We start from the raw sequence: 20,453 nt of genomic DNA on the forward strand, positions 1-20,453 counted from the left end.
TCACGGCTCTTCCGCCGTTTCGATGTGCTTGAGCAGGCGGAACAGGTCGCTGTTGGTCGTGAAGACGGCGGTGCTGTCCTTCGAAAGGGTGTCCTGGTAGGTCTCCAGGGTCTTGAGGAACTGGTAGAACTCCGCTGCCGACGGGCTGGAATTGTAGGCGGCGGCGTAGATCCCGGTCGCCTCGGCGTCGGCCTTGCCCTTGATCTCCTGCTCCTTGCGGTAGGCCTGCGATTGGATCGAAAGCAGGTCACGCTCCTTGCGGCCGAGGATCTTGGCCGCTTCACCGGCGCCCTCCGAGCGGAAGCGGTCGGCGATCTGCTGCCGCTCGGACGCCATGCGCGCGTAGATCTTCTGGATCACCCCGGTCTTGTAGTTGATGCGCTTGAAGCGGACGTCGATCAGCTCGATGCCCCAGGTCGCGACCTTAGGGGCGGCGGCTTTGAGGATCTGCTGGTCGAGCACGCCACGACCGTCGCGGATCGGCGGCAAACGCCCCAGGTTCGAGTCGGCAGCGGCCAAGGCCTCGTCGCGGACCGGCTTGCGATCCTTGTCGCTGCGGATGACCTCGATCAGGTCGTGGGAGGCGATGACGTTGCGGGTTTCACTACCAATGATGTCGTCGAGCCGGGACAGGGCGCTGCGGATGTCGCGGAGCTTCTCGAAGTAGGCCTTCGGGTCGGAAATCCGCCAGCGGGCGAAGGTATCGACGGTGATATAGAGCTTGTCGCGGGTCGGCATCTCGGTGCTGGGGCCGTCCCATTCGAGGATGCGCTTGTCGATCCGGTTGACCTGTTGGATGAAGGGCTTCTTGAAGTGCAGACCGGCTTCGCTGTTGGCCGGGTCGGGATCGTCATTGATCGGTTCTCCGACCGGTTTGCCGAACTCGGTGATGAAGACCTGCTCGGTTTCATCGATCGTGTAGGCGCTGCTGGCAAAGAGGATCAGGCCGACGACCGCGGCGAGGAGCCCGAGGACAAAGGAAAGTTGTTTCATGGCGGGCTTAGCGTTGGGCCGGTGGAGCGGCGGGGCCGATGCCTTGGTTGAGGTTCATCAGCGGCAAGAACTGTTTGGCGTCTTCATCAAGGATGATCTTGCCTCCCAGCCGTGGCAGCACTTCCTTCATGGTTTCGAAGTAGAGTCGCTTCTTGGTGATGGCGGGGGCCTTCTCGTACTGTTCGAGCATTTGCTGGAAACGGGTCACGTCCCCTTGAGCCTCGTTCACCCGCTGGACGGCGAAGCCTTCCGCGCCGGAGATCTTCTGTTCGGCGAGCCCCCGGGCCTTGGGGATGATCCGGTTGTACTCCCCGTTGGCCTCGTTGATCATCTGCTCGCGTTCCTGTTGGGCGCGGTTGACCTCGTCGAACGAACTTTGCACCGGTCCGGGCGGGTTGACGTTCTTCAACTGGATCTGTTCGACGCGGAGGCCCATGTTGATCTTGGCCATCAGCTGCTGGAGGCGGGCGAGCGTCTCGGTTTCGATCTCGGTCCGCCCGATGGTCAGAACCTCGTCGACGGTGCGATCCCCGACCACCTCGCGCATCACGCTCTCCGTGAGGTCACGGAGCGTCGGTCCGGGATTGCGGACATTGAAGAGAAAGTCCTTCGGGTCGGAAATCCCGTACTGGATGATCCACTCGACCTGGGCGGCGTTGAGATCACCGGTGACCATGTCGCGTTCCCGGTCGGGTTCCTCGCTGGCTTGGTCGGGATTGGTGGCGCCACGGGTGGCAAAGCCGAATTCCAGCTTCAGCTGGCGGCGGATCGGGACGAGGGTGGCGGTATCGATGCCGAAGGGAATTTTGAAGTGCAATCCGGGATCGGCGATGCCGGTGAATTTCCCGAAGCGCTGCACTACGGCGACCGCCTCCGGGCTGACGGTGTAGAATGACGAAAAAACACCGGAAATCAGCAGCACAATCACCGGGATCACGACCAACACGCGGAGGATCGGACCGATTTTCAACTGCGTGGAGCGGAACTGGGGAAGGGATGGCGGACTGGGCATGACGGGAAGCTGGGCTACTGGGCGGGTAGGCTTACACCGGCACTTCGATTTCCGCGAGGATATCCGCAACCACCTGCCGCCCGGTGACTCCGGAAAGCTTGGCCTCGGGGGTGATGACCATGCGGTGGGCGATCACATCCGCGGCGACGGCCTGGATGGTTTCCGGCACCACGAAGTCGCGTTCCTCGAACAGGGACAGCGCCTGCGCCATCTTCATCAGGGCGATCGAGGCCCGCGGGCTGGCGGCGAGCTGGACGTCGTCGCGGCCACGGGTGGATGATACGATGTCGACGATGTAGCCGCGAAGCTCGTCGGTGATGCGAACGTTGCGGGTGGCCTCGAGCAGGCCGATCAGGTCGTCGCGGTTCACGACCGGTTCCAGGGAGTCGACGGGGTGGCGGTTGATCTGGTCGGAAAGGATGGCGCGCTCTTCTTCGGGCGTCACGTAGCCCAAGCGGCTCTGGATCATGAAGCGGTCCATCTGCGCTTCCGGCAGCGGATAGGTGCCGCGGAATTCGACCGGGTTCTGGGTGGCGATGACGAAAAACAGCCCGTCGAGATCGTGACGTTCGCCGTCGATCGTCGCCTGCCGTTCCGCCATCGATTCCAACAAGGCGGACTGCGTTCGCGGCGAGGCGCGGTTGATTTCGTCGGCGAGCAGGATGTCGGCGAAGACCGGGCCGGGCCGGAAGCGGAACTCCTGGGTGCGCGGGTCGAAGATCGAGACGCCGAGGATGTCGCCGGGCAGCAGGTCGGGGGTGAACTGGACCCGCTTGAAGCCGGCGCCATCGACCGAGCGGGCAATTGCCTTGGCGAGCGTGGTTTTACCGGTTCCAGGGACATCCTCGACCAGTGCGTGGCCACCGCCGGCGAGGCAGGCGAGAATGTTCCTGAGAGCGGCGTCCTGGCCGCGCACCACGGTGCGGACGGCGTCTTCCAGGCGGCGGGCGGTTTGGCGGGCGGAGATGAGGTCGCTCATTCGTTGGAAATCGGGGCGTGCTCGCGGGCGCTGGCGGAAACCTCGCGATGCTTCTCGAAAATGGCTTCAAGCTCGGTGCGGGCGCCGTTGGGAAGCCGGTCGTCGATCCGGTCCCAGACGCGGCGGTTGAGGAACTCGCGGCTGCGGGTCAGTGGATCGAAGAGATCGAGCTCCGGCAGCACGCGGGGACCTTTTTCGGTCGTGACCACCAGGTAGAGGGGAAAGGAGTCGGCCGAGTCGTCGCCTTCCTCCGGGGGAACCCTCATCGAGACTGCCGCCCAGCGGCCCGAACGATGGACGCCGAGCACCTCGCCCGGCTGTCCGGCGAGCAGTTCGTAGCCGGTGTTCCGCAGGGCGCGCTTGGATCCGCTGTGGTCGTCGAAACATGCGGACAAGGCGAGCATGCGGGCTCCGTCACGGTCGGCGACCGCTTGCCGCCAATCTTCCACGACCTTTCTGGCCTCTTCCTCGGTTGGTGCCGAGTCGGCGGGGACGCCACCCACCCGTGTCAGCACACCGCTCGAAAAATCGTCGCCGTGTTCTTTGAGGGCGGTGCCGAGCCACTTCCCGGCCCCGGCGCTGTCATCGACGAAGGCCAAGGCACTTGCCCCGGAGAAGCCCCGGTTGGCCCGCCAGCCCTTGTCGTCCTTCTTGAAAAACAAGGCCTGCAGGGAGGGCTTCTCGGGATTCCGGGCCGAGAACTCCTGGATGATCGCGCAGGCATCGACACCGAACTCGTGGACCTCCAGCAATAGCGGGGAAACGATCTCGTCCGGATAGTGGAACGTCTGCCAAAGGCGTGCGGCGCGGCTGAGGGTTTCCAGCGCGTCTGCGGCTCCTGAAAGGTCGAGGCTGCGACCGAGCGGCTCCAGCGTGGGTGCCCGCAGGGCGGAAATCATCGACTCCGCGGCTGCCTGCGGGGTGCTCTTCCGCTCGCTGCCGAGAGTTTCCGCCAGCTTTTCGGGAAAACTCGAGATCAGGTTCGCGTCGATCGGGTCGATCTCGTCCTCGTCATCGCGGTCGCTCCCGGTCGTCGCCGGTGCCAGCAGTTCCACCGGCAGCACCACCCGCCAGAGACCTGCTTTCGAACGCGCGAACGGCAGGTGGATGGCCTTGGCCTGCGGGCGGTGGTCAAAATCCGCAGCCGGGTCGATGGCGACGATGCTCACATAGCCGTCATCGCCTTGTTGTTCGGTCAAGACGATCGCGCGGAGGGCTTCCGGGGCCGCGAGCAGGCGCCAGCCGGGGTGGCGGATCCGCTTGCTGCGGAACAAGCGTGAGACCGCCTGGAAGGTCTCGTCCCAGTCCGACGGACGCGGGCTCTCGAGACCGCCGGCCAGCGCGAGGGTGGCGGGCAGGTCGCGCGCCTTGAGGGCGGCCAGGAATTCGAGCGCCAGCTTTTCCGGGGTCGCTTCGTGGAGCTCGTCGGGGCTTTTGGCCTTCTTCATTTCGTCGGACAGCAGCGAGAAGATGTCGTTCTTCAGGCGGACGAGCTGCTGGCTGCGTGCGTTCAGCATCCAGCTTTCGAGCCCCTTCATGCGCTCGAGGAATCCCGGGCGGAAGCTCAGGCCGGTGCTGTTGAAGGACGAGGGCAGGGGTGCCGGCAGCCACTTGTTGTCGCTTTTCACCATGCCGACGGCGTGGACCTGGACGCTGTCCGAGTCGAAGTCGGTGACTTGGGAAATCAGTACCGCGGCAAGGTCGCCGTCCTGTTTCTCCTCCAGCACCCGCAGGTCGTCCGGCCGGATGTGACGGCCGAGGCGGCTGAGCCGGCTGGCAATGTCGGCCCGCCGGTCGGCGGGGATTTCGGGAGAGATCGCGGTGTCACCGACGGCGAACACGCCGTTCTCCCCGCTGAGTCCACGGAGGAAGGTGAGGGCCGCTTCCCCCGGGCTGCCGGCCGCCTGGGCAGCCGCGCTCAGGGCGAGCGAAACAGCGGCGGCAAGGGACTTCATAGCGATTGATGGAAGCGGTCGCCCGGCGTCAGCGACTGGACGAAACCGGTCAGGAGATCGATCGTCCGGGCGATGTCGTCCAGATGGGCGGTCTCCACCACCGAGTGCATGCAGCGGAGGGGCAAGGACACCAAAGCGCTGGGAACGCCTTCGCGCATGTGGAAAATCTTGTCGGTGTCGGTGCCGGTGTAGCGGCTGCTGGCTTCGTGCTGGACCGGGGTCTTGCCCTTTTCCGCGACTTCCATCAGCCGCTTCACCATCAGCGGATGGTTCGCGGTGCCGTGGGAGATCGTCGGGCCACCGCCGAGCTTCACCGCACCGTGCTTGCTGTTGTCGATGCCCGGGGTGTCGGTCGCGTGGGTGACGTCGAGGCAGATGCAGGCCTCGGGATTGTGCCGGTAGGTTGCCATCATCGCGCCGTTGCCGCCGATTTCCTCCTGCACCGCGTTCAGGCAGAGCAGCGAGAATGCCGGCTTCTTGCGGCTCTTGGCGATGCGCTTGAAGACCTGGGCGATGATGTAGCCGCCGATGCGGTTGTCGAGGGCCCGGCCGATGAGCCGCTTGTGGGCGAGTTCCGACGGTCCATCCTCGTAGACGGCCGGATGGCCGACCCGCAGGCCGAGGGCGGCGACCTCCTTGGCACTGGAGGCGCCGACGTCGACCCACAGCTCGTGGACCAGCGGGGCCTTCTCGTCGCCGTTGCTGTCGCGGCGCAGGTGGATCGCGGTGTTGCCGATGATGCCTTTGACCGGTCCCTTGTCGCCGGCGAAGGTCAGGCGGCGGCCGCGCGCCGTGGCGACATCGCTGCCGCCGACCCGGTCGAGGCGGATGAAGCCGTCGCTTTGGATCGTCTTGATCATGAAACCGATCTCGTCCGCGTGGGCGGCGAGCATCACGGTTTTCCCGGACTTGCCTTCGAGCCGGGCCCAGGTGGACCCGTAGGCGTCGCAGGCCACCTCGGAGGCGACGGGCCGGAGGTAATCCGCCCACACCCGTTGACCGGGCATTTCAAAGCCGGTCGGGCTCGGGGTCTGGAGAAGGGTGAAAAGGAACTCCCGGTCGTCTTTCGTCATCGCCGTCATTCAAGCAGGACGGGGCCGGAGGGCAACCGGCGAGTGCAGCGGATCTTGCGCCCGGTGCGACCGCTCCGGGAAGCAGCAGGATCACCGCGGAAATGTTAGTGCTTTTGCCTCGCGTGACCCGGATTCCGGCGGTATCCGGGGACCTCAGTTTTTCCCTGACGCTGTTTCCGGCCGAGTTGCCGCCCAGCGCCCGCCGGCTCGCCCCCCTTGTGCCCGGCGTCATCGCATTCCGATCATGTCATTCCATTTCACGTCGCCGTGGAAAGTCGTTGTCGCGCTTCTTTCCACCCATCTCGCCGGCCATTCCGCCACGGTCCCCCCCGGTTCGGTCTACCAGGAAACCTCGGGCATCGTGGTGATGGAGGCCGAGCGGACCCCCTCGTCGCTGGGCAGTGGTTCCGACCGCTGGGAAGTCTATCAGCCGGGTGACACGAACTATGTCCACGGGGCCACCCGGGAAGCCCACCTCGAGTTCCTCGGCAACAGCTCCAATGGCGGGTCGCCCGAGGCCCCGCTGACCTACACCTTCAAGATCCACGACGCCGGCTACTACCACCTCCATCTGAGGTGCCGCGCCCGGCTCGACGGAGCGGCCGGTGACAAGAACAACGACTGCTACGTGCGGATGGCGGGTCTCAACGGGGCGAGCTTCGGGCCCGGCCCGGACGCCGGCAATTCCCACATGGACGATGCCCCGCTCAGCATGCTGAGCCAGGACACCAAGATGTACGGCGGATCGCCGAACAGCTGGGGCTGGGCGAACCTGCTGGATGCCGGCGGGAGCTCGAACAAGCGCTGGCCGGTCTACCGTTTCGACGCCGGATCGACCTACCGGCTGACGATTTCCGGCCGCTCGATCAAATTCAACCTCGACCGCATCGTGCTGCGGAAATCCACCGTCACCGACACCAGCGCGAAGGCCGCGTCGATCCCCGAGTCCGCATTGGAGGCGAGTTCCGTCAGGGTGCCCGAGGTGGCCCGGATCATGGTGATCGAAGCCGGCACCGATACCGAGGCGGGCGAGTTGACCGACGGGGCAACGATCAATCTCGCCACCGGTGGCCCGCACCTCAACCTGCGGGTCGACACCTCGCCGCCGATCGTTGGTTCAGTGCAATTCGAGCTGGATGGCGACCCCGCCTACCGGACCGACGGAGCGGCGCCTTACAGCATCGGCGGCGACAACATCTGGGACGACTACCTGCCTTGGAGTCCGTCGCCGGGGAATCATGTCCTCACCGTGACCCCGCGCGCTGCCGACGGAACGGCCGGCACCCCGGTGACCGTAAACTTTTCGGTGATCGATCAGCTTCCCGCCGGCTCACCGGTGGCCGATGCCGGGGGCGACCGTGCCATCACCCTGCCGGTGGATTCGATCGCCCTGCCGGGGTCGGCCAGTGATGCGGATGGATCCGTCTCGAGTTATTGGTGGGACCAGGTGGCGGGTCCATCGATCGCGACCTGGTCCGGCCGTACCGGGACGAATCCGACCGTGTCGGATCTGACCTTCGGCGTTTACCGATTCCGCCTGACCGTCACCGACAACAGCGGGCTGAAGGGGTTCGACGAGGTGGAGGTGACCTTGAATCTAGCCCCCGGCTCACTCGCCGTGGACGCGGGGCCGGACCGGACGGTCGTGGCGCCCGCGACTTCCGTCACCCTGAACGGGTCGGCCGACGATCCGGGCAACGTGAGCGATTTCGAACTGTGGACCCAGCTATCCGGGCCGAGCAACGCCACCCGGACCGGTGAGACCACTCTCAACCTCACCCTTTCGGATCTGGTGGAGGGGACCTATGTTTTCCGGCTGCGGCTCTTCGATGGCAGCGACATGGTTGGCGCCGACGATGTCGCGATTACGGTCACCGGTGCCGGCTCCGCGGGCAACCCGGTGGCCAGCGCGGGACCGGACCGGGTCATCACGCTGCCGCAGTCATCGGTCGTGCTGAGCGGCTCCGGTTCCGATCCGGACGGTTCGATCGCCTCCCATGCCTGGACGCAAGTGTCCGGACCGGCGGCCGCGATCCTCAGTGGCGCCGGCACATCCACCCTCACCGCCTCCGGCTTGGTCCAAGGGTCGTATGGGTTCCGTCTCACGGTGACCGACAACAACGGCCTCACCGGGAGCGATGAAGTTCAGGTGACGGTCCAAGCGTCGGGTGGCAGCGGCCAGGCGGTCACCACCCTGACGCTGGTTAATGCCGACACCGACCAGGATATCGGCCCGATCCACGACGGCGACACCATCGATCTGGCGGTGATGGGGGCGGCGCTGAATATCCGGGCCGACACTTCGCCAGCCACCGTCGGTTCGGTGCGCTTTGCCTTCGACGGCGATGACAACTACATGACGCAGAGCGGCGCGCCCTACACGATCGGTGGCGACGCCTTGAACGACTATTACTCGTGGACACCGCCGCTCGGGGCCCATGTTCTCACGGCGACCCCCTTCACTGCATCGTCCGGTGGCGGGACAGCCGGCACGCCGATGACGGTCAGCTTCACGGTGATTGATAGCGGCACCTCCGACGGCATCAGCGGCTTCCCGCCTCCGACCATCGGGTGGCTGCCGGGCGACCAGGTGCAGCTGCGTTTCCAAGGCCTCGCCGGCCGCAGCTACGCCTTTCAGCGGTCCGCGACCCTGACCGGGTGGACCACGCTCCAGACGCTCGCTGCCGGGGACGACGGGAAGGTCGAGTTCATCGACCCCGATCCGCCGGAAGGTCGCGCCTACTACCGCCTCGCAACTCCCTGATCGTCCGCGGCGATTGTCCCCAAAACAGGCGGGACAGCCGGCCCGGGATGGTGTTGAAAGGGTGGCCTGAAGATTCGTTGGAAACTCTTCCTCGCCCTGTTCCTGATGGAGGGCGCGGTGACCGTCGGGGTGCTCTTCGTCGCTGAACGTGAGTTCAGGTCGTGGGTGGCTGCTCAGGTGATGGAGAGCTTCGAGCGGGGCGTCGACGGCCTGTTGGAGGCGCGCCGCAAGCGGCTCGCGGACACCAAGGTTCGGGCGGAAGCACTGGCGCAGGCACCCGAGGTCAAGGCAGCGATCCGGGGTGAGCTCGACGCCACCACGCGGCAGTCGCTGATCCGTCGCTACCGCGAGCTCGCCGGGCAAGCAGAGAACCCGGCGCCCGCGCGGCCGGGCATTCCCGGGGAGTCGACCCCGGCGGTCCCGGTCATGGGGGTGGCCGACATGGCCGGACAGATCCGTTTTTTCGGGCCGGCGGCACCGCGCCTGCGCCATGCAAAGGGCGGCCCGCGACCTGAAGAGCGCTTGCGCGATCCCGACCTCATGGGGGAGACCATCGTCGGCTACGGCGTGGTGGACGATCCGGGACCGGAGGGAACCGCCTTGAGGGAAGTGGTGCTGGTGCCGGTGCGCGACGGCGGCCGGGGGATCGGCTGGTTCTTCCTCGGCCGGAACGCCCTGACCGCCGAGGACCGGGCCTTCGAGAGGATGGGCGAAGCGAGCGGCCGCGACGTCAGGTCGGGACTGGTGATCGATGGCACCTGGTACGTGGGTGGGGTCGCGGCGGCCTTGGCCGAAGAGCTCGACCGCGGTCTCGACGACGATTTTTGGCAGGGCGGGAAGCCCCGAGTGGTCGAGGCGGAAGGCGCGGACTATCTGCTGATGGCGCGCGAGTTGAATCCCGGCTCACCTTTGGGAAAGGGCGTGCAGATCGGGGTCTTCCCCTTGGCTCGCCTGGCAGCGGCGATCCATGACCTGCGCACGGCGGTCGCCGCGGCGGGATTGTTCGCGCTTGGCATCACCGCACTGGTGGCATGGTGGCTCGCACGGCGCTTCAGCAGCCCGATCCACGCGCTGGTCGAAGCCACCGAGCGGGTCAGGGAAGGGGACTTCGAGGGACAGGTGATTGTCCGATCAAAGGACGAGCTCGGCCTGTTGGCCCGCGAGTTCAACGAGATGACTCGGGGGCTCGGGCTGAAGGAGAAGTATCACGACCTGTTAGGGAAAACCAGCGACCCCGCGGTGGCGCGGCGCTTGATGGACGGCTCGCTCGAACTCGGCGGTGAAGTCCGCGAGGCGGCGGTGATCTTCTGCGACATCCGCGGCTTCACGGCGATGACCGACGGTATGGCGCCGCCGCGGGTGATCGCGTTGCTGAACGAACACATGACCGCGATGAATCGGATCATCCATGCCCACGGCGGGGTGGTGGACAAGTTCGTCGGCGACCTGGTGATGGCGGTGTTCGGGGCACCGGTCGGGGCCGCGGACGATCTCGAACGCGCCGCCGCTTGTGCGGTCGCGATGATGCGGGAACGGCAGCGGCTGAACCGGGAGACGGGCAAGCCGGTTGAGATCGGCATCGGCCTGGCGGGTGGAGAGGTGGTCGCCGGGCTGATGGGTTCGGAGGAACGCCTCAACTACACGGTCCTCGGCGACCGGGTGAACCTGGCTTCGCGCCTTTGCTCGATGGCCGCCGCCGGCGACGTCCTGGTGGACGGCGCGAGTGCCGTCCGGCTCCGCGGGAAGATGGCGATGACCCGCCGCGGCACCGCCCCGGCCAAGGGCTTCCGCGACGAGATCGAGGTCTGGGAGCTCGGAGTCTAGAAGCCGAGGAAGTTCTCGAGGATCCGCTTGCCGTCCTGCGTCAGGATCGATTCCGGGTGGAACTGGACGCCGTGCACCGGGTGCTCCTTGTGCCGGAGGCCCATGATCACGCCATCGGCGGTCCAGGCGGTGATCTCGAGGCAATCGGGCAGGGTCTCGCGTTTCACCACCAGCGAGTGGTAGCGGGTCGCCTCGAAGGGGCTCGGCAGGCCGGCAAAGACGCTCTTGCCCTCGTGCAGGATCGGCGAGGTCTTGCCATGCATCAACTGGTCGGCGCGGACGACGTCGCCGCCATAGACCTGGCCGATCGACTGGTGGCCGAGGCAGACGCCGAGGATCGGCGTGGTCGGGCCGAGCTCGCGGATCAGGTCGCAGGAAATGCCGGCTTCATTCGGCGTGCAGGGGCCGGGGGAAATGCAGATCCGCTCCGGCTTGAGCATCTTCACATATCGGCGAGGAAGATCTTGACTCCCCATCTTGTCACCAGTCCTTGGGTCTGCTCTGATCCGGCTTGTGTCGAGCCAACCGCCCTCCCCCAAGCTCTCTCCCCGCGAGGTTAAGCTATATCACGTCTTTCTGGCGTCCCCCGGCGACGTGAATGGAGAACGGCAGATCGTTCGAAATTTCTTTGAGCGCTACAACCGCCAAACAGCACAACTTTGGAACGTACGGTTCGAGGTAATTGATTGGGAGAATCACTCGACGATCGGCGTCGGGCGCCCCCAAGAGCTCATCACTCAGCAAACGTTGGAAAAATTCCGTGGCTCGCTCGCACTCGTGATCGGAATTATGGGGCAAAGATTCGGATCTTCCACAGGCGTAGCAGAGTCTGGCACGGAGGAGGAATTCAACTGGGCGATGGAGTGCCATGAAGCTTCCGGATTTCCTGAGATCAAATGGTTCTTCCGAAGGATCGAGGAACTGAAGTTTCCTCCCGACCCGATTCAGGCACAAAAAGCCCTCGAGCAGTGGACCAAAGTTCGTGCTTTCCGTCAGCGCCTTGAGAAGCCCGGAAACTCCGTTTTTTATGCGGAGTATCCCGAGGCGACGGGTTTCCGGGACGTCTTGGAGAATGACCTGAACCGGTGGCTGGCCGACTCTTCGCGACCTTGGGTGTGCACAGATTCCTCCCAGGAAAGGGTGTCGAGAAGCACTTTGACTGCGCCGGACAAATACTACAAAAACATCGAGTCCGACTTCCACCGCCTCGACATTGCCGGGATCGACAATGACCGCGCCTTCGAGATTCCGCTCAGCGAGATCTACGTTCGGCTCCGCGTCATGTTTGACGAAGATGCGGTGGACGAATCGACCTACCAGGAAAGTGGGGCCATCGATATTCAGACGGCGCTCCATCGGTATCCCAAGTTGGCAATCGTCGGTGATCCGGGCAGCGGTAAATCCACCTTCCTCAAATACATTGCGCTGATGCTTTCCCGCTCGCACGTCTCGGGAAACTCAGCGCTGGCGCTTGAAAAGCTCTGTCTGCCGGAGCCTCTTCCCCTTCCCATTTTTCTGTCGTGTTGGGATCTCGCCGATTTTCTGAAGCGAAAGGAACAGGCGCGGCTTCCTGAGTTGGTGGAATTTATTGCGGACAGACTTGCCGCCTACGATTTTCCCGTTTCGTCACACGCTGTTGAGCAACTACTTCGTTCGGGAGGATGTTGCCTTTTATTCGACGGTCTAGATGAAGTTCCCACCGACCTCGGCCGCTCGACAGTGAGCCGCCTTTTGGAGGATTGCGTGAGGCACTTCGGGGACAATCGCTACGTCGTAACCTCGCGAGTCCGCGCCTATACCGGCGACGCGATTCTCAAGGGAGGCTTCACACGTTGCGATATCCAACCATTTGATGCCGACGATCGGCGTGATTTTGTGAGAAACTGGGTGGCATTGCTCTTCAGCATTCCTCCAGAGGAAGTGGATCGCGAAGGGAGCAAAGCACGTCCCGAGTTTGAGGGCCTTACCGAGGGAGTCGAAACCAACGACCGCATCCGGCCGTTGGCTGTCAATCCCCTGCTCCTGACGGTGATCGCCATCGTCCATTGGAATCGGAAGCGCCTGCCGGAGCAACGAGTCGATCTTTACGATGAATGCGTCGATGTGCTTCTTGGACAACGAAAGGAGGCGGAACGCATCCAACTTAGCCGAAGCGTGGAGGCAATGGATGTCGGAATCGAGGGGCGGACTCAAGAGGACCGGGCGTGGGTAAGGAAACGGTTTGCTGAAATTGCTCTTCACATCCTTTGCCAAGACGCGGATAGCGAAGAAGCCACCAAAGCAGAGCTCGTGAAACTTCTCGTCCCTCGATTCATTGATCAGGGTGCGGGAAGCCAAGAGCTCGCTTCCACGAGAGCCGAGCAATTCCTTGATAGGCAGGAGCTGAAAAGCGGTCTCCTCGTAAGTCGACGGGCTCACAGCTATCGTTTTGTCCACCTCACCTTCCAAGAATATCTGGCGGCATGGCACCTCTCGAACATGGATTTCGCGCAAGTGGCGGAGATCGTCGCAAGCCGCCTACGGCTCGCGAAATGGTTTGAAGCACTGCAGCTTCTCGGCAGTCAATGGGCGAAAGAGTCCGACGAGAAAGCTGACACTTATGTTAGCTGGCTTCTTGAAAGGCGTGGTTTTACTATTAATGAGCAAGCCCCATTAGTCGCTTTGTGTGCGAATATCGTGAGGGATATCAAAGGGGTTGCGGAAATAAGGCCGAAGACTAGGAATCTATTCCAGACAGTACTAAAAGATACTCTTGATGCCTTTGAGCCAGCATCTGGAGTGCCTGCCAAAACTCAGGTAGAAATACTTGAGGCTCTCGGTCAGCTTGGTTCGGCGGTTAAGTCTCACCTAATTGACGCGACCAAGGCGAGTCTTTTTCAGGTTCGAAGACGGGCGATTGAGATGCTCCTTCCGCACCTCGCTGACAACGATCTCTTTTCGTTGGAGCATATTCTATGTGACCGAAGTCAAGAGCCAGTATGCAAGTATGTCGAAGCGCTGATTGAACGTGATGGACCGCGAGCGTTAGATTTTTTTTCCAAGTCGAAGTGGTCCGGCGGCAAATTCTACGAAGGATCGCTGTTGGCGTGTGAAAGGAGCAAGGCTGATGTGGTTCGGCCATTTTTGACCCGAATCGCGGTTGATTCGCCATTTGGTTGGATCCGAATTCGGGCTATGGTCATATTGGCTCGTCGTTGGGAGGATTGCGTAACACGTGAATTCCTCGTCCGACGCTCCAATGAGGATGAAGACGACTTTGTCCGCTCAAGAGCACTCTATGCATTGGCTGACCGCGACGAATGGGCAGACGGCAACATGCGAGAATTGTTAGTTCAGTGTTCCGTAGATGATGACGGACATTGGACCCGCGCGAGCGCTCTTCACTTTTTGGGCACAAGAGCCGACTGGGCTGACGATGCCACCCGAGCTTTATTGAGTCGGCGCGTGATCGAGGACCCACATCCAGATCCACGATCGGAAGCTCTCAGATTGTTAGCGAGGAGAAAAGAATGGGCTGACCAAGCCACACTCGATTTAGTGCGGTCGCGCGCTACAGAGGATATCAACGAAGGGATTCGAGTCCAAGCCCTTAAATTGCTCACGGCGCGGAAGGAATGGGCAGACGAAGCTACGCGGGATCTGCTTTGCCATTGCGCGCTTGAAGACAGCGATATCGAAACACGGTGGGAAACCCTGAAGTTGCTGGCACAGCGGGAGAGTTGGGCTCTTGCTCGGCAAGAAGTCATCACTCATCTCAAGCTCCAAATCCGCGACGGCAAGACCCCGGAACTGCGTGGTTGGGCGGCTTGTGTTGCGTTTGGAACACACGGAAAACCTTCAATTGAAGGAGCTTCCATCGCTGATGCCAAGCGTCGCTTATTCTCCCGAGACGCCGACGCGCAGCCACCATATCGCGACCCATTAGAGCCGGTCTCAAAAGTACATCTCAAGAAGGTTGGGCGGCTTGCCCACCCCGAGGCGCTATCGGACGAAGAGCTGCATCAGGCGGTAAAGGAGGTTAATGCCGAGCTAGGTTGGGACATTCGAGAGGGTTGGAATTGCCCGGAGTAAGCCTATTCTCCCAGCTAAAATTCCAAGAAGTTCTCGAGGATCTTCTTCCCGTCCTGCGTGAGGATGGACTCGGGATGGAACTGCACGCCATGCACCGGGTGTTCCTTGTGCCGGAGACCCATGATCACGCCGTCGGCGGTCCAGGCGGTGATCTCGAGACAATCCGGCAAGGTCTCGCGTTTCACCACCAGCGAGTGGTAGCGGGTCGCCTCGAAGGGGCTCGGCAGGCCGGCAAAGACGCTCTTGCCCTCGTGGAGGATCGGCGAGGTTTTGCCGTGCATCAACTGGTCGGCACGAACGACGTCGCCGCCGTAAACCTGGCCGATCGACTGGTGGCCGAGGCAGACGCCGAGGATGGGCGTGGTCGGGCCGAGCTCGCGGATCAGGTCGCAGGAAATGCCGGCTTCGTTCGGCGTGCAGGGACCGGGGGAAATGCAGATCCGCTCCGGTTTGAGGGCCTTCACGTCTTCCACCGTCAACGCGTCGTTGCGGACGATCTTCATCTCCGACCCGAGTTCGCCGAAGTACTGGACGAGGTTGTAGGTGAAGGAGTCGTAGTTATCGATGATGAGCAACATGGTCGTCAGTCCTCCAGGGTTTTGGCGAGGGCGATGGCGCGCAGCAGCGCCTTCGCCTTGTTGACGGTCTCGTTGTATTCGTAGGTCGGATCGGAATCCGCGACCACGCCGGCGCCGGCCTGGACGTAGGCCTTGCCGTCCTTCAGCAGGCAGGTCCGCAGGGTGATGCAGGAGTCGTGGGCACCGTCGAAGCCGAAGTAGCCGACCGCGCCGGCGTAGGTGCAGCGCTTGCTCTTCTCGAGCTCGTTGATGATCTGCATGGCGCGGATCTTCGGCGCGCCGCTGACCGTGCCGGCCGGGAAGGTCGCGCGCAGCACGTCGTAACTACTATGACTGCCGTCGAGCTCGCCGGTGACGTTCGAGACGATGTGCATCACGTGGCTGTAGCGCTCGACGATCATGAAGTCGTCGACCTTGACGCTGCCGTGCTTCGCGATCCGGCCGACGTCGTTGCGGGCCAGGTCGATCAGCATCAGGTGCTCGGCGCGCTCCTTCGGGTCGTCGAGCAGCTCGCGGGCGAGGGCTTCGTCCTCCTCCGGCGTCTTGCCCCTCCAGCGGGTGCCGGCGATGGGCCGGATGTCGATGCGGCCGTCGATGGCGCGCACGTGGACCTCCGGTGACGAGCCGACGAGGGAGAAGTCGCCGAACTCGAGAATGAACATGTACGGCGACGGGTTGACGTGGCGCAGCGCGCGGTAGAGGTCGACCGGCGAGCGGTTGAAATCGGTGGCGAAACGCTGGCTGGGCACGAACTGGAAGACGTCGCCGGCGACGATGTATTCCTTGCCGCGGCGCACCATGTCCTCGTACTCGGCCTGGGTGGTGTTGCTTTCGGCCGGCTCCGGCTCGACCGGCGCGAGGCCGTTGAGGGCGGGAACGTGGAGCGGGCGGTTGAGCATCTCCACCAGCGCGGCGACCTTGGCGCGGGCGGCGGCGTAGGCTTCCTCGAGGCTCGCGTGGTCGCCGGTGAAGGCATTGGCGATGACCTGCAGGCGGCGCAGGCGCTGGTCGAAGATGATCAGCGTGTCGGCCAGCAGGAAGACCGCGTCCGGCACCCCGAGCTCGTCCTTCGGCGGGGCCGGGACGGTCGGTTCGAACTGGCGCACGGCATCGTAGGCGAGGTAGCCGACCAGACCGCCGCAGAAGGGCGGCAGGTTGCCGTGGAGGACCGGCTGGTAGCCGCCCATGTGGCGTTGCAAGGCGGCGAGGACGTCGTCGTCGACGGTGCTTGTCTCGACCGAGGATCCCTCGCGGACCGTGATTTCCTTGCCGCGGGCCTCGATCACCCGCCGCGGGCCGCTGCCGATGATCGACCATCGTCCGCTCTTGTCGGTGCTTTCAGCGCTTTCGAGCAGGAAGGAATGACGCGCGTCGCGCACCTTGAGGTACGCCGACAGCGGCGTCTCGAAGTCCGCGGCGAGCTGGGTGTAGACAGGGACGACATTGCCCTGTTCCGCCAGCTTGCAGAAGGCTTCGAACGACGGTTCGACCGGGATGGGATTCACAACGGGCGGGAGTGTGGACGCCAGCGGCCGGTGCGCAAGCCCTCAGCGGGGCTGTGGGAGAGGACCCGTCCTCCTGCGGGTGGGGATGCCCCGGGGTCAGGCGATGCGGACGGGGTCCCCGACCGCGATCTGGCCGGACTTGCTTTCCTGGATCAGATTGACCCCGAACAGGACGGAGGAGGGCGAATCCGGATCGCGCCGGAACTTCGCCAAAGTCGCCAGCGGTTCCTTCCCACGCTGACCGGTGAGGGGGTCGGCGGTGGTGACGACGCAGCGGTCGCAGGGCCCCGCAGACCGGAAGCGGACCCCGGCGATCTCCAGGGTGGACCAGTGGTCCTCGGCGAAGGGCTCGGTTCCCTCGAGGACCAGGTTGGGCCGGAAACGGTCCATCATCACCGGATCGCCGCCATTCCCGCGGATCCGGCGGTTCAGCTCGTCGAGCGACGCCATGGTGGTGACCAGCAAGGGGGCACCGTCCGCGAATGCCAGCAGGTCGCCGGGTCGGGCGTGGTCGCGGGTCACGGGACGCCGGAAGTCCGGCCCGATCCGCACCAGCCGGCAGGGGACGCCGAGCACGCCGCCAAGCCATGCCGCCGAGTCATCCCCGCAATCTTCAGCAAGCATCCCGGAATCGCGCCAGACGGTGACCGGTCGCAAATCCGCCCGGGTGTCGGGAGCCAGCGGCACCGTGATGGATCCGGCGTCCTGTTCGGAAAGATGGAGGAATTCTTCGCAGAGGGCCGTGGCCACCCGAGCCATCCGCGGGACTGTCCGCTGGGTCAGGAATTTCCCGGCGTCGTCGATCACCAGGAAGCGCCGGTCGCCCTCGAGGCCCAGGTCGTCCACGTTGGCGCGATCGACCGGGAAGCCGCGCAGCGATTTCACCGGGTGGAGGAACAGTCCGGAGACGCGGATCATGGTTCGGGAGCATGCCGGGGTGGCGGGATCCGGCAACCGTCATTCGGCGCGACCGGCCCAGCGGACCATGTCGGCGAAGCGGGTCGACGGGCTCGGCGGGCGCTCGCAGTGGGTGCTGGTGAGGACGACCCGGCCCTTGCCGAAGGTCCCTGCAATCACCGCCGGGGTCTCTTTCAGGGGGTAGGTTCCCTTCTTCGGGTGCTTCTCATCGCGCGTGAAGGTCGCCCACACCTGGACCCGCCCGGCGCCGGCGTCGGCAACCCGGAAAGTCGGCCCCCCGTGGAGGTCCGCCCTCTCGAGCCGCCCGGCCGCCAGCGGTCCGTCGTTCCACGAAAGCGGCGTCTCACAGGTCAGATCGGTGGCGCCGACTTCCACCGGCAACAAGTGCAGGTAGGGCGGCTCGCGACGGCTGCTGCTGCCCAGGTAGGCGCCCGCGCAGATGCCGAGGTAGCCGCCACCGTGCTCCACGAAGCGGATCACTTCCGCCCGTCCGGCCTTCCCCAGCGACGCCGATTCCAGGTTGGCCTTGCCGCCGCCCATCACCAGGACGTCGGCCCGTTGCAAGGCTCCGCCCAGGATCTCGGGCACGCCCACCAGTTCGACGATCAGGTCCGCGTTCCGCGCCAGCCGTTCGCGCAACCACGCCGGACCACGTCCGGTGCCGTTGCGGGCGCCGGTGTCATCGTAGACGGCGACGCGGAGTTTCTCCCCGCGGGGGGCGGGAAACAGCACGGAAGTCCGGGCCGCCTCGTCGCCCGTCATCTGCAAATTCGCGAGCAAGGCGAGGGCGGCGTTGCGGAATTCCCGCTCCTGCACGGCCGGGCGCAGGCCGGCTTCCATGTGCGGGCGGGCGTTCGTGGTGACGACGATCTCGCTTCCTTCCGGTCGGGCCGGCAGCATCTGCCATGCTTTTCCCGGGATGGAGGACTCCAGTTCCCGGAGTGCTGTCAGGACCGCCCGGGCCTCCTCGCCGTCCCCTTGCACGGTGTCTCCCCGGAACAGCGGATCGAAGGCGTGGGACTCGATGTCTTCCTCAAAGGTCAAGATGCGGGAGCCGGGAAAGCGTTGCGTCACCGCGGCGAATCCGGCGCTGATTTCCCACCCCTCCACGCCGCGGGGCGTGTCGCGGCCGGTCGCGGGACGGGATCGGGCGAGGATCACGAGCCCTCGCTGGGGTGGGCACTGCTGGAGTTGACGGAGGGCGTTTCCGCCGGCCCCCGCCCCGGTGGCGTGGATCACCACCGTGGGACCCGCCTGCTTGGAATCCAGGACCCGATAGTCGGTTTCGCCCCGGGCGACGTATGCGGCGGCGAAGACGAGAATCCCGATGGCGGGACCAAGGCGGCAAGGGAATGCGGAGGACGGCATGATTCGATGAAGGTAGGGGTGGACACCGGGGGCGATCCATCACCGGGGCAATGCAGGTCGTGTCACGAACCTGACCGAAAACCACCCCGCGGACCCGCGTGGATTCATCCCGGGCACCTCCGCGGTGTCGGGTCATTCCACCACCGCCTGGATCACGAAGAAGCAACGCGGATTGACTCCCGGGTCGATCGGGACCCGGAAGCGGCTGGCTCCCGGGACCGGCACGTTGAGGTAGCGGGGAACCACGAGCTGGGTCCAATCGTCGGGGAAATTACCCTGGAGGTCCTTCGAGCTCCAGATCACGTAGCCGTCCACGGCGACTCCGGTCTTCTCGGTGAAATCGATGACGTATTCGGGTCCGTCGATCTCCAGACCGAGGATCTCGATTTCCGGCGGGGAGGCCTCGAAGGTGGACTCGCTGCGGATGCTGAGCAGGACGCTGAGTTCATGGCTGGCCCCGTCCGCGAGATCAGGGAAATCGAAGGCCATGGCCCCGCTGACCCAGCGGCCCTGCGGGGGATCGAAGAAATCAGTGCCGTCGAGGGCGTCGGCTTCGACCGACAGGTGGACGCCCGCGCTCGGCTTGCCGACGACGTGATCGTCCACGCCGAGGATACCGTAGTAGCCGCACTCGAAGGCCGCGGGAGGATCCATCGCATGCATGCAGATGATGTCGTGGTGGGAGAACACCTCGCCGGTCAGATTGTGAAAGCTGCGCGAGTTCCCCTTCTGGGTGTTGTCATAGCGATAGGCGGCCATGGCGCCGGTGTAGGGCCGGTCGTCGTAGAGCGAGACGCCGCACTTCAAGCCGCGAAGGAATTGGAAGAAGCGCACGTCGGTCAGCGGGCCACCGGAGACGTTTTCCACGACATAGGTCTGCCTCAGCAGGTATCGGCCGCTGGTGGTGCTGCCGCCGGGAGGCCCGTTGCCGGCGGGGACATCGCCCTGGTCGATGCCGGTGACGGAGTCGACCATCTCGTAGTGGATGGTCACCTCGACGTCACCGTTGCTGATCCTCGACACCAGACGGATGAACTGGCCGTTGGTCGGCGGGTTATCGACCCCGATCTCGTCGAGGACGATGAAGTTCGAGTTGGTGGTCCAGCAAGGGTATCCCCACACTTCCCGGAACCAGACCGGTCCCGCGGGATTCCCGCCGCCGGTGTAGCTCAACGCGGCCGCCCACTCGCCGGAAAGGTATTCCCGTCCCTCGAAGCCCGGCCGTTGGTCGATCGCGACGTCGGAATAGCCTTCCGGCGTCATGACGATCGTCCACTCCGGGTTCACGATGCCCACGCCGGGCACCGAGGGGAGGGCGTCCGATGGGACGGGCAGCAGCTGGAGGGGAAGCCACATCCACCGCGCCGCCGAATGGATCCAGCGACACATGGGAGGTGACCCAACGCTTGGATC

Annotated in this window: 13 protein-coding genes and 1 pseudogene; 3 read left to right on the forward strand and 11 right to left on the reverse strand. The window is 64.4% G+C overall.

The features are described 5' to 3' along the window. From hflC to IG178_RS16885, 5 genes are read right to left on the reverse strand one after another with little or no spacing between them, the layout of a single operon-like run. Positions 1–993: a protease modulator HflC gene (gene hflC / locus IG178_RS16865; protein WP_193213744.1), complete on the reverse strand. Its 993-nt coding sequence runs from the start codon at positions 991–993 to the stop codon at positions 1–3. A gap of 7 nt (positions 994–1,000) precedes the next feature. Continuing rightward, positions 1,001–2,005, reverse strand: coding sequence for an FtsH protease activity modulator HflK (gene hflK, locus IG178_RS16870; RefSeq protein WP_193213745.1), 1,005 nt, complete (start codon positions 2,003–2,005; stop codon positions 1,001–1,003). Between the two features lie 31 nt (positions 2,006–2,036). Next, entirely contained in the window at positions 2,037–2,984 is a 948-nt protein-coding gene (locus IG178_RS16875) for an AAA family ATPase (protein WP_193213746.1), read from the reverse strand. Continuing rightward, entirely contained in the window at positions 2,981–4,939 is a 1,959-nt protein-coding gene (locus IG178_RS16880; RefSeq protein ID WP_193213747.1) for a hypothetical protein, read from the reverse strand. Before IG178_RS16880 ends, IG178_RS16875 begins: the two co-directional genes overlap by 4 nt. Further along, positions 4,936–6,012, reverse strand: a complete 1,077-nt coding sequence (locus tag IG178_RS16885; RefSeq protein ID WP_193213748.1) for a M42 family metallopeptidase — start codon at positions 6,010–6,012, stop codon at positions 4,936–4,938. The genes IG178_RS16880 and IG178_RS16885 overlap by 4 nt, the downstream gene beginning before the upstream one ends. A gap of 244 nt (positions 6,013–6,256) precedes the next feature. Between IG178_RS16885 and IG178_RS16890 the strand changes: the two genes are divergently transcribed. Further along, complete coding sequence (locus IG178_RS16890; RefSeq protein ID WP_193213749.1) at positions 6,257–8,776, forward strand: PKD domain-containing protein; 2,520 nt, start codon at positions 6,257–6,259, stop codon at positions 8,774–8,776. 105 nt (positions 8,777–8,881) lie between these two features. Next, positions 8,882–10,600, forward strand: coding sequence for an adenylate/guanylate cyclase domain-containing protein (locus IG178_RS16895; protein WP_193213750.1), 1,719 nt, complete (start codon positions 8,882–8,884; stop codon positions 10,598–10,600). On the opposite strand, the pseudogene IG178_RS16900 reads toward IG178_RS16895, so the two are convergent. Further along, positions 10,597–11,046, reverse strand: a pseudogene (locus IG178_RS16900) (anthranilate synthase component II); the annotation flags it as partial. The gene IG178_RS16895 and the pseudogene IG178_RS16900 sit on opposite strands and share 4 nt — an antisense overlap. Before the next feature lie 148 nt (positions 11,047–11,194). On the opposite strand from IG178_RS16900, the gene IG178_RS16905 reads away from it, so the two are divergent. After that, positions 11,195–14,671 (forward strand): NACHT domain-containing protein, encoded by a 3,477-nt coding sequence (locus IG178_RS16905; protein ID WP_343225999.1) that lies wholly within the window; start codon positions 11,195–11,197, stop codon positions 14,669–14,671. Positions 14,672–14,685: 14 nt separating this feature from the next. On the opposite strand, the gene IG178_RS16910 is transcribed toward IG178_RS16905, so the two are convergent. The 5 genes from IG178_RS16910 to IG178_RS16930 form a co-directional block, all read right to left on the reverse strand. Continuing rightward, positions 14,686–15,249, reverse strand: a complete 564-nt coding sequence (locus IG178_RS16910; protein ID WP_193213753.1) for an anthranilate synthase component II — start codon at positions 15,247–15,249, stop codon at positions 14,686–14,688. Between the two features lie 5 nt (positions 15,250–15,254). Further along, positions 15,255–16,754, reverse strand: a complete 1,500-nt coding sequence (gene trpE, locus IG178_RS16915) for an anthranilate synthase component I (RefSeq protein WP_193213754.1) — start codon at positions 16,752–16,754, stop codon at positions 15,255–15,257. Positions 16,755–16,850: 96 nt separating this feature from the next. Then, on the reverse strand, positions 16,851–17,672 hold the full coding sequence (locus IG178_RS16920; RefSeq protein ID WP_226895522.1) for an MOSC domain-containing protein: 822 nt from the start codon (positions 17,670–17,672) through the stop codon (positions 16,851–16,853). A gap of 39 nt (positions 17,673–17,711) precedes the next feature. After that, positions 17,712–19,040, reverse strand: coding sequence for a BPL-N domain-containing protein (locus tag IG178_RS16925; RefSeq protein WP_193213755.1), 1,329 nt, complete (start codon positions 19,038–19,040; stop codon positions 17,712–17,714). A gap of 132 nt (positions 19,041–19,172) precedes the next feature. Next, entirely contained in the window at positions 19,173–20,396 is a 1,224-nt protein-coding gene (locus IG178_RS16930) for a hypothetical protein (protein WP_193213756.1), read from the reverse strand. Positions 20,397–20,453: the final 57 nt, after the last annotated feature.

The organism is Neoluteolibacter marinus (assembly GCF_014904755.1).
Lineage (GTDB): Bacteria > Verrucomicrobiota > Verrucomicrobiia > Verrucomicrobiales > Akkermansiaceae > Haloferula > Haloferula marina.

Coding starts and splice junctions, on each gene's coding strand:
- hflC (WP_193213744.1), bottom strand. CDS start 993: ATGAAACAACTTTCCTTTGTCCTCGGGCTCCTCGCCGCGGTCGTCGGC.
- hflK (WP_193213745.1), bottom strand. CDS start 2,005: ATGCCCAGTCCGCCATCCCTTCCCCAGTTCCGCTCCACGCAGTTGAAA.
- IG178_RS16875 (WP_193213746.1), bottom strand. CDS start 2,984: ATGAGCGACCTCATCTCCGCCCGCCAAACCGCCCGCCGCCTGGAAGAC.
- IG178_RS16880 (WP_193213747.1), bottom strand. CDS start 4,939: ATGAAGTCCCTTGCCGCCGCTGTTTCGCTCGCCCTGAGCGCGGCTGCC.
- IG178_RS16885 (WP_193213748.1), bottom strand. CDS start 6,012: ATGACGAAAGACGACCGGGAGTTCCTTTTCACCCTTCTCCAGACCCCG.
- IG178_RS16890 (WP_193213749.1), top strand. CDS start 6,257: ATGTCATTCCATTTCACGTCGCCGTGGAAAGTCGTTGTCGCGCTTCTT.
- IG178_RS16895 (WP_193213750.1), top strand. CDS start 8,882: ATGGAGGGCGCGGTGACCGTCGGGGTGCTCTTCGTCGCTGAACGTGAG.
- IG178_RS16910 (WP_193213753.1), bottom strand. CDS start 15,249: ATGTTGCTCATCATCGATAACTACGACTCCTTCACCTACAACCTCGTC.
- IG178_RS16920 (WP_226895522.1), bottom strand. CDS start 17,672: ATGATCCGCGTCTCCGGACTGTTCCTCCACCCGGTGAAATCGCTGCGC.
- IG178_RS16925 (WP_193213755.1), bottom strand. CDS start 19,040: ATGCCGTCCTCCGCATTCCCTTGCCGCCTTGGTCCCGCCATCGGGATT.
- IG178_RS16930 (WP_193213756.1), bottom strand. CDS start 20,396: ATGTGGCTTCCCCTCCAGCTGCTGCCCGTCCCATCGGACGCCCTCCCC.